Raw genomic sequence first — 9954 nt, forward strand, 5'->3', positions numbered from 1 at the left:
AGTGGCCACGTTCGAGTCGGAATCCATCGAGTTTCGCTCGGAAGCGGAGCGCTCTTACAACCACGCTGCGGTCGAACTTGCCTGAAGTCACAATCATAACTCGGCGTCAGAGTCCATAGACGAATAGAACTTCTTACTCATAGTCCCGACAACTCCGTGGCGGGGCGACGGCAGAACCTCCCTTAATCTAGGTACCAAGGCGCTCATGGGCTACGGTCGCTTCGGGCGTGGCGGCAGGGTACGAACCGGATCCGCCGCGGTCGCGCGCGGGCCGGTCCGTTCTGGACAGGTAGGCGCGGAGTCGGTCGATCTCTTCGGGCGGGAGGAGCGTGATCGGCACCGCCGGAGCGGTGCCGGAGACAACCCGGGACAGCGGGACGAGCCGGTCGTGAAAGATGATGGTTGCCGCCCTCACGGCCCGCCGCACGGCCGCCGCGTCGCGGTGCGGGTCGAGGGCCTTGAAGCTGATTCCAAGGGCGAAGTCCCGGGCGGCGAGTTCCGCCGCGAACACGCGCACCGTCTCGCTTCGGGAGAGCAGCACGACGAATCCGCGTCGGATCCGTCGTCGGACGAGTTCGCGTTCGCGGGTGCCCCCGGCGAGTGAAATGGGAACGCACTCGACGGTTCCGGAGCGCCGCATCCGGGACTGCAACTCACGCCGCAGGATCACCGGTGAGTTCTCGGGGATCCCGCGCGCGGAGTCGACCGCGTGAACGACGACTCCACAGGCATCCTCGAGTTCCGCGGCGAGCACGGCCCGCAGCCCGGGGCGAGGTTCGCACAGCGTCACGAAGTTCGGCTTCGGGCTCCGTGCGCCATCCGGGCTCCGCGCGCCGCCCACGATCCGCTCCAGCTCGTTCAGCAGCCGCCAACGCGAGAGTCCCCCGGCGTGCGCGCGCCGCAGCAGGTCCAGCGCCGCGGTCCTCGGCGCCAACTCCACGGGGGGCGGCGGGCGGAGGGGACGCGGGCGGAGGGACGCGCGGGGACGCTGTCCCCGCCCGAGTTCGATGAGGTTCCTGCGCCGCAGTCGCGCGAGCGCGGCGACGACGGTCCCCCGATCGACTCCGAGTCGGCGCGCCAGGTCCCGGGACGACGGGAGCGGGGCCCCGGGCCGCACGTGTCCATCCCGGATCCCGGCCTCCAGATCCGCCGCGAGTTGCCGGCGGAGCGGTATGTGGTGTTCCCGCGAGAGCGGTGAGAGTCCGCATGCACGCGCCATGTGTCCGAGCCTCCCTGCCGTGAGATCCCACCTGTCGGCGCTTGTCGACGGGAGTATGGGGACGGGCTCTCAACGGGGGATCAACTCGCCGGCGTTCTCCGGAGGGCCGCCAGGAAATCGTCCACGCCACGCGTATTGAGGACGTGTTCGGGAGTGAGCCACGCGCGGCGCGCCTGCTCGATGCCGTAGTGCGCCAGATCCAGGTCGTCCGGCCGGTGCGCGTCGGTCGCGACCACGACGGGTACGCCAAGTTCGCGCGCGCGCCAGAGGTGGCTGTCCTTCAGGTCCAGGCGGTGGGGGTGGGAGTTGACTTCGACGGCGACGCCGAACTCGGCGCAGGCGTGCAGGATATCGTCGATGTCGACATCGATCGGGCCGCGACGGTTGATGATCCGTCCCGTCGGGTGCCCGAAGATCATCGAGCGGGGGTGCGCGAGCGCCTTCAGCACGCGGGCGGTCTGCCGCGCCCGGTCCAGCCCGAGGAAGGAATGAACCGAGATGATCACGATGTCGAGTCGCTCGAGCATCTCGTCCTCGAGGTCCAGCGATCCGTCGCGGAGGATGTCGACCTCCAGCCCGCGCAGGATCCGGATGTCGGGGTGCGCGGCCTGTACCTCCGCGATCTCGTCCCACTGGCGTCGGAGCTTGGCGGCATCGAGGCCCTCGACCATCGCCAGCGCCTTCGAGTGGTCGGTGATCGCCATGTACTCGTAACCGCACGCCGCGCACGCCCGGACCATCTCCTCCAGGGAAGCGCGGCCATCGGACCAGGTGCTGTGCATGTGGACGTCCCCGCGCAGGTCGGAGGTCTCGACCAGGCGGGGCAGTTCCCCGGCGTCGGAAGCCGCGAACTCTCCTCGGTCGCGCCGCACCTCCGGCGGCAGCCATGAGAGATCGAGCGCCCGGTAGACCTCCTCTTCGGTCGCTCCCGCGACCATCTCTCCCTCGGAGGCGATGCCCCGCTCCCCGAGCGCATCGCCGAGGGACTCCTCGGGAATCGTGAACACACCGTACTCGGACACCCGCAGCTTCCGTTCGAGCGCGCGGCGGCGCAGGCGGATGTTGTGTTCCTTCGACCCGGTGAAGTAGATGAGCGCCGCTCCCCAGCTTTCGGGGGGCACGACGCGCAGGTCGACCTGCAGCCCGCTGCGGAGACGCACCGAGGTCTTCGTGCCGCCCGCTCCGATCACGCTCTCCACGCCGGAGAATCCGACGAGCGCTTCGGAAGCGGCGCGCGCGTCGTCGGCGAGGACGAGGATGTCGATGTCGCCCACCGTCTCCTTCCGGCGCCGGTAGCTCCCCGCGACTTCCAGGCGGGCGATGCCCGGCGTCCCCTGCAGGTGTTCGATCAGCGGCGGCAGGAGCTTGTCGACTTCTCCGAGGCGGAAGCGGGTGGTGCTCGTGCGATAGTTGCGAATGCCGCGGAGGATCCGGTCCTGCGTCTTGATTCCGAAGCCGGGCAGTTCGGCCACGCGCCCCTCGCTCGCGACCTCCTCCAGGTCGTCGATCGACTCGACGCCCAGTTCGTCCCACAGCTTGCGCGCCTTCTTGGGGCCGACCCCGGGGAGCCGCATCAACTCGACGAGCCCCGGGGGGATCTCGGCCGCCATCTCGTCGAGCATCGCGAGGCGCCCGCTCTCGACGAGTTCGCGGATGTTGTCCGCCATCCCCTTCCCGATCGACGGCAGCTCGGTGAGGTCGGCGCCCTGCTCGACGAGTTTGCGCAGGGGCGACGCGTGCGCGTTGATCGTGCGCACGGCATTGCGGTAGGCGCGGACGCGGAACGGGTTCGCCTGCTGGATCTCGAGCAGATCGGCCACCTCGTTCAGCACGCGGACGATCTCGATGTTCTCCATCAGGGGGCGCCGGTTTCGGGAGCCGCGTCGGCCGCCTCGGGTGTGTCGTCGGGCGCGGAGAGCGCGGCGGGTCCGCCGCTCAGGAGTTCGAGGAGGCCCGCTTCGTCCAGGATCTCGACGCCGAGGGTCTGCGCCCGCTCCAACTTGCGGCCCGGGTTCTCGCCCGCGACGACGTAGCTCGTCTGCTTGCTCACGGACGACGTGACCTTCGCGCCCAGCGCCTCGAGCTTCTTCCCGGCCTCGGAGCGGCTCATGGACTCGAGCCCTCCGGTGAGGACGATTCGGAGCCCGGCCAGGGTGTCGCCCGCGCGCGGCGGGGGCTCGGGCTCGACGCAGGCGCGCAGTTCGTCCACGACCTCCGACACCTCGGGGCGGGCCAGGAAGGCGGTGATCTCCTCCGCCATCCGTGGCCCGATCCCGTCCACTTCCTGGAGCGCCTCCCCTTCTGCCGCGGCCTCCCCTTCTGCCGCCGCTTCCCCTTCTGCCGCCGCCTTCCGGAACGCCTCGAAGGAGAGGAAGTGCGAGGCGAGTTCGCGCGCCACGGTCACCCCGACTTCGGGGATGCCGAGGCCGTAGATGAAGCGGGCGAGTTCGGTCGTGCGCGCGGCGTCGATCGCCCGGACGAGGTTCGTGGCCGACTTCTCGGCGAAGCCTTCCAGCTCCATCAGCGTCGCCGCCTCGAGCGCGAACAGATCGGGGACGCGGGCGAGCACCCCCTCCCGGACGAGGAGGCTCGCGGTTTCTTCTCCCAATCCTTCGATGTCGAGGGCATGCCGCGACCCGAGGTGTTGAATCCGCCCGGCGAGCTGCGCGGGACAGGCGAACAGGTCGGGGCAGAAGGTGTACGGGCCGCGCGGCTCCAGGGCGGTCCCGCACGAGGGACACTTGGTGGGCATGACCCACGGCTCCGCGCGCTCGCGGCCCGGCTCGTCGATCCGCTCCAGAACCTGCGGGATCACGTCTCCCGCCCGCTGCACCCGCACCCGGTCGCCCTCGCGAATGTCCTTGCGGGCGACCTCTTCCCGGTTGTGCAGGTTCGCGCGGCTCACGGTCACGCCGCCGAGTTCCACCGGGCGCATGAAGGCGATGGGCGTGACGACGCCGGTACGCCCGACGCTGGGGACGATGCGAAGGAGCCGGGTGACCTCCTTCCGCGGCGGGAACTTGAAGGCGAACGCCCAGCGGGGGTGGTGCGAGGTCTCGCCGACTTCGTCGCGGGCGGCGATGTCGTCGAGCTTGATGACGATGCCGTCGATCTCGTACTCGAGATCGTCGCGGCCCTCCTCGATCTCGGCCTGGAACGCGAGGATCTCTCCGACGTCGGCCGCGGGCCGGCAGCGCTCGTTCACGGGCAGCCCCCACTCGCGCAGCGCTTCGAGCGTGGCCTGCTGGGTGGGCGGCGGCCGGCCGTCGATCGCGAGGATGTCGTAGACGTAGATGTCGAGCGGACGGGCGGCGGTGATGCGGGGGTCGAGCTGCCGCAGCGATCCGGCCGCGGCGTTGCGCGGGTTCGCGAACGGAGCGCGGTCGCTCTCGAGAAGCCGGGCGTTCAGCGCCTCGAAGTCGCCCACCCTCATGATGACCTCGGCCCGCAGCGCCAGGAGCGGCGGCACGTCGCGATCCGCGGCCCGCAGCCGGAGGGGCACCGAGTGGATCGTGCGGATGTTCTCCGTCACGCCCTCGCCGCGTATGCCATCTCCCCGGGTCACAGCGCGCGACAGCCGGCCGGATTCGTAGACGAGTTCGATCGAGGCGCCGTCCAGCTTCGGCTCGACGACGTATCCGATGTCGTCTCCGAGCGCCTTGCGCATCCGCTCGTCGAACCGTTCGAGCGGCTCCACATCGGCGGATGAATCGAGGCTGAGCATCGGCGCGGTGTGCTCGATGGTCTCGAAGGCGTCGAGCGGCTCCGCGCCCACGCGCTGGGTCGGCGAATCCGGCGTGACGAGTTCCGGGTGCGACGCCTCCAGCGCCTTCAGTTCGCGGAACAGTTCGTCGAACCGCTCGTCCGAGATCTCGGGGCGATTGCGGACGTAGTAGAGATAGGAGTGGTGACGCAGCTCCCTGCGCAGTTCCCGGGCCCGCCGCTCGGGCCCGCCGGGACTCATCAGAAGGTGACCCCCAGCAGGGCTCCGGCGATCAGGTAGCTGTCATCGGCGGTCGTGAACACGACGTACGGCCGAGCGTGAATGCTGCCGATCTCGACGGTGACGCCGCCGCGGATGACGGGGCTGAATTCCCTGTCCCCCTCCACGATGTCGTCGTAGAGCCGGTCGACCGAGTAGTTCTCGATGCTCACGGTCGCCGAAGGGATGACCGCGATGCCGGAGCCCGGCGCGCCGAAGCGTTGCCCGACGGCCACGCCGACCCCGTAAACGGTCTCGCTCTTGTAGGGGAGTTCGTCGAAGTTCCTCGACAGGACGCCTCCGACGCCCACGGTGGCGAGCGGACAGACCGACAGCACGGGCAGCGGGAGTTTGAGGGCGACGCTCGCGCGCGCGTCCTCGAAGTCGAATTCCTGATCGAACTCGTCCGCGCCGGAGAACTTCACGTAATGGCCCGCCGCGGCCACGAGACCCAGGTCGAACCCGGCCGCGCCCCCAAGGCCTGTGACGTCTTCGGATGACTCGCGCCACACGGCGCCCGAGCCGCTGAGGAACCCGTTGCCGCTGAAGCCGAGGCAGGCCTGCGCCTCGAGCGCCGCCGGCGCCGCGATTCCCGCCAGCGCCAGCCACGCCAGCGCCAGCCACGCCAGCCGACGCGGCGTGGAGGCCTCCGGTTTCCTATCGATCGGTTTCCTGTCCATCCCCGTCTCCGTCCCGGTTGGGCGAGGCGCCGACGCCCGCCAGATTCTGCAACGTTTCGAGCGCATCCGCCGCGGCACTCATCCGCGCGGACGCGGCCTCCACTGTCGCGCGGATCACCTCGAGCCGCCGGCGGTGGTCGTCGGAGGGGCCCGTCAGCGATCCGGTCGTGGAGGGACCGCCATCGAACTTGCCTCTCAGGCCCGTCCACCAGTTGCGGATGTCGCCGTTGATCGAACGCCACTCGTCGGCGACCTCCTCGATCTCGCCCACAAGCTCCCGGGCGCGTTCGAGGTCCCCGGCGGCCGCATCCTCCGTGCCTTCCAGCGCCTCGAGCGACTCGGAAGCCCGGCGCTCGGCGTCGTAGGCTTCGCTGCCCTGCCTGTAGGCCACCCCCTGGAGCTCGAAAAGAGCCATCGTGAACTCGTAACGCGCCAGGCGCTCCTCCGCGGACACCGGCAGCTCGGGATCGGGACGCACCTCCAGCGGCTGCTCGCGCGTCTCGCCTCCCGCGGTCAGGCGTACGGTGAACGTCCCCGCCAGGACCAGCGGACCCTCGGGGCCCGCATCGAGGCTGGGCACTTCGTACCGCGTGGTGTCGTGCGGCAGCGGATCGTGCCGCAGATCCCACGCGACCCGGTTGAGGCCGGCCGCCCCCGGGCCCTCAAGCCTCCGGACGTCACGGCCAGCGGCGTCCAGCACATCGATCGAGACGCCGCCCGGCACCTCCGCGGCGAGCCGGTAGTCGACGTTCGCGCCGAACGCGGGGTTTTCGGCCCGGAACGTCCCCTGGCCCATCGACGGCACGTCGTTCCGGTACAGGAAGAGCGTGGCCGGACGCGGGGCGAACAGCTGCACGGCGCCGGCGCCCGTCGCGTCCGCAGCCGACCGCTGCGACAGCGGCGTGATGTCGTCGAGAATCCAGATGGCGCGGCCGTGCGTACCGAGGACGATGTCGTTCTCGCGCGGGTGGATCTCGACGTCGTCGACCGGCACGGCGGGGAGGCTCGAGCCGAGCGCGGCCCACGTCGCTCCCCGGTCCAGTGAGGCGAAGGCGCCGTTCTCCGCGCCGACGATCAGCAGGTCCGGATTCTCCGGATGCTCGCGGATCACGTTCACGCTGGCTATGCCGCCGCCCGTCGCCCGGCCCGTAGCCGTCACCGCCGCCGCCCCGTTCAGCCCGTCCGCGAGCGACCGCCAGCTCTCCCCGAAGTCCTCCGTCACGACCGCGAGCGGCCCGTAGTCGTCGTCCCAGTGCCCGTCCAGGCTCACGTACGCGCGCCCCGCCGCCGCGTGCGAGGCCTCGACCCAGCTCACGTAGTACGGGAACGGCACCCCCGCCGCCGCGGCCACCCGGTCGGTCAGATCCTCCCAGCTCGCCCCGCCGTCCCGGCTCAGGCGCACCGAGCCGTCGTCCGCCCCGACCCACAGCACGCCCGCCTCGACCGGCGACTCCGCCACGGCCGTGATCTCCCCGTACCCGGAGGCGCCGTCGTGCTTCGAGAGCGTCGTCGAGTCCGGACGCACGCCCATCAGCTCGAGGCTGTCCTGGTGAATCTGCCGCGTGAGATCCTCGGTCGCGCGCCAGCTCTCCCCGCGGTCGTCCGACATGAAGAGCCGGTTGCCGCCCAGGTAGACCCGGTTCGCATCGTGCGGAGACACCAGGATCGGCGACTTCCAGTCGAAGCGATACGACACCGTCGTGTCCGGCGGGAAGGGTTTGAGCGCCTTCCGGTCGCCGGTGGCGAGGTTCACGCGCACGATCCCGGCGTTCTGCGACGTCACGTAGACGGTGCCGAGGTCCGACCAGTCCGTCTCCGTGTACATCCCGTCGCCGTAGTCGAGCACCTGCCAGTCGCGGTTCATGATCCCGTGGTAGCGGCGCGTCCGGCTGGGGCCCCGGTACGAGTTGTTGTCCTGCAGTCCCCCGTAGACGTGGTACGGATCCGCCAGATCCAGGTCGATGTCGTAGAACTGGGCGATGGGGATGTTCCCGATGAACGTCCAGTGGTCGCCGTCGTCCCACGTGGAATAGAGTCCGCCGTCGTTCCCGAGGATCATGTGGCGCGAGTCCTCGGGGTCGATCCACAGGTCGTGGTGGTCGACGTGGACGCCGGTGTTGTACTCGATCTCCATGGGGAGGGCCTCGAAGGTGTCGCCGCCGTCCTCCGAGCGGTGCAGGCTGCCCGCCACGAGCCAGACCCGATCTTCATCGTTCGGGTCGATCCGGAGCTGGCTGTAGTACATCGGACGCTGGTTCAGTTCGTTGACGCGCGTCCAGCTCTCGCCGCGGTCACGGGAGAGGAAGATGCCGCCCTCCTCTGCCTCCACGACGGCCATGACCAGGGCCGGATCCCGCCCCGATACGGCGAGCCCGATCCTTCCCTTGTCCCCCTCCGGCAGGCCCTCGGTCACCTCCCGCCAGGAATCTCCGCCGTCCGTCGACTTGTAGATGCCACTCCCCGGCCCGCCGCCCGCGAACCCCCACGCGCGCCGCCGCCGCTGGTACGCGGCCGCGTAGATGATGGACGGATCCGCGGGGTTGAGGGCGAGGTCCACGAACCCCGTGTCGTCGTCGATGTGGAGGACCTTCGTCCACGTCTCGCCGCGGTCGGTCGTCCGGTACACGCCGCGCTCCGCGTTGGGGCCGAACAGGTGCCCCAGCGCCGCCACCCACACGATGTCCGGATCGGTGGGATGGACGGCGATGCGCCCGATGTGCCGGGTCTCCTCCAGCCCCGTGAGCCGCCACGTCTTGCCGCCGTCGGAGGAGTGGTAGACGCCTTCTCCCCACGGCGTGCTGTTGCGGTTGTTCGGTTCCCCGGTCCCGACCCACACTTCCAGCGGGTCCGACGGGGCGAGCGCGATGTCCCCGACCGAGAGGTTCGCCGCGTCGTCGAAGATCGACTCCCACGTCGTCCCGTGGTTGACGCTCTTCCACACACCGCCGGAGGCCGCCCCGACGTAGATGTGCGACTGCGTGCCGGGCACGACTTCGAGATCGGCGATGCGGCCGCCGGAGATGGCCGGTCCGATCAGGCGCCAGGTGAATCCTGCCGCGATTCTCTCGGGGGACTGGGCCTCCCCGCGAGGGGGCGCCGCCGCGAGGGCCGCGTTCAGCGCCGCCGCCACCACCAGAGCGCGGACGGAGACCCGGTACGACACTGCCGGAATACGACGCGGGCGCAGCATCATGGTCAGCTCACCTTCTTCTTCCTGAGGCCGTCTTTCTGTTCCAGCCAGGGGACGCCGGTGGTGATCCATTCCGGGGCCGGCTCTCCCTTCAGATAGTGCGCGAACCACTGGAGGATGCGGCTCTGGTAGTCGCGCTGGTTCGGCTCCCTCGCGAGCCCGTGGTTCTCCCCCTCGTAGACGAGCATCACCATGTGCTTCCCCGCCCGCCGGGCCGCGTTGTAGAACTCGACGCCCTGGTTGAACTCCACGGCGCCGTCCTCCGTCCCGAACTCGATGAGGAGGGGCGTGTTGAGATTCTGAATGTGATGGAGCGGAGAGTTGTTGAAGTAGGAGTCCCAGTCCTCCCACCACGGCACCTGCATGCGGCCCTGGCTGATCTCGAAGATCCGGGCGTCCGTCCCCCCGGAGTTCCAGTAGAAGGAGAGGTACATGCTCATCAGGTTCGTGAGCGGCGCGCCCGCCACCGCGGCGGCGAAGAGATCGTCCTGGGTGACGAAGAACGTCGTCTGATATCCGCCCCACGAATGGCCGATGAGTCCGACGCGGTCGGCATCGATCATCCCCGTCTCGACCGCCGCCGCCACGGCCGGGCGCAGCGTCTCCACGTTCGACTGTCCCGGGCGCCGGTCGCGATAGACGATGTCGGGCTGGAAGACGAAGTACCCCTCCTGGCTCCAGATCTGGATGTTGTAGTAGCTCGTGGGATCCGGAACCTGGTACTGGTGGAGGCTCTGCGAGAGCAGTTCGTAGTGGTACACGATCATGGGGTACGTCCGATCCGGATCATAGTCGGCCGGATAGATGAGCGCGCCCTGGAGGGGGCGTCCCCATTCATTCTCATAGTCGATGAGCTGCGTGCGGCCCCAGGCGTAGTCCTCCT

The 9954-nt window shown here is 69.7% G+C and carries 6 protein-coding genes; all 6 read right to left on the minus strand.

The window, feature by feature from the left end:
* Window positions 1-187: 187 nt before the first annotated feature.
* A complete protein-coding gene (locus tag OXN85_01075) occupies window positions 188-1219 on the minus strand; it encodes a GntR family transcriptional regulator (protein ID MCY3598552.1) in 1032 nt (343 codons plus the stop codon).
* 80 nt (window positions 1220-1299) lie between these two features.
* Window positions 1300-3075: a DNA polymerase/3'-5' exonuclease PolX gene (gene polX / locus OXN85_01080; protein ID MCY3598553.1), complete on the minus strand. Its 1776-nt coding sequence runs from the start codon at window positions 3073-3075 to the stop codon at window positions 1300-1302.
* Complete coding sequence (ligA, locus tag OXN85_01085; GenBank protein MCY3598554.1) at window positions 3075-5183, minus strand: NAD-dependent DNA ligase LigA; 2109 nt, start codon at window positions 5181-5183, stop codon at window positions 3075-3077. Before ligA ends, polX begins: the two co-directional genes overlap by 1 nt.
* Window positions 5183-5881, minus strand: coding sequence for a hypothetical protein (locus OXN85_01090; GenBank protein MCY3598555.1), 699 nt, complete (start codon window positions 5879-5881; stop codon window positions 5183-5185). The genes ligA and OXN85_01090 overlap by 1 nt, the downstream gene beginning before the upstream one ends.
* Entirely contained in the window at window positions 5859-9074 is a 3216-nt protein-coding gene (locus OXN85_01095) for a hypothetical protein (GenBank protein ID MCY3598556.1), read from the minus strand. The genes OXN85_01090 and OXN85_01095 overlap by 23 nt, the downstream gene beginning before the upstream one ends.
* A 2-nt stretch (window positions 9075-9076) precedes the next feature.
* Window positions 9077-9954 (minus strand): prolyl oligopeptidase family serine peptidase (locus OXN85_01100; GenBank protein MCY3598557.1); only part of this gene is annotated, 878 nt, incomplete at its 5' end.

Source organism: Candidatus Palauibacter australiensis (genome assembly GCA_026705295.1).
GTDB lineage: Bacteria > Gemmatimonadota > Gemmatimonadetes > Palauibacterales > Palauibacteraceae > Palauibacter > Palauibacter australiensis.

Excerpts from the sequence above, each read along its gene's own strand:
- OXN85_01075 (MCY3598552.1), bottom strand. The coding sequence starts at position 1,219 with ATGGCGCGTGCATGCGGACTCTCACCGCTCTCGCGGGAACACCACATA.
- polX (MCY3598553.1), bottom strand. The coding sequence starts at position 3,075 with ATGGAGAACATCGAGATCGTCCGCGTGCTGAACGAGGTGGCCGATCTG.
- ligA (MCY3598554.1), bottom strand. The coding sequence starts at position 5,183 with ATGAGTCCCGGCGGGCCCGAGCGGCGGGCCCGGGAACTGCGCAGGGAG.
- OXN85_01090 (MCY3598555.1), bottom strand. The coding sequence starts at position 5,881 with ATGGACAGGAAACCGATCGATAGGAAACCGGAGGCCTCCACGCCGCGT.
- OXN85_01095 (MCY3598556.1), bottom strand. The coding sequence starts at position 9,074 with ATGATGCTGCGCCCGCGTCGTATTCCGGCAGTGTCGTACCGGGTCTCC.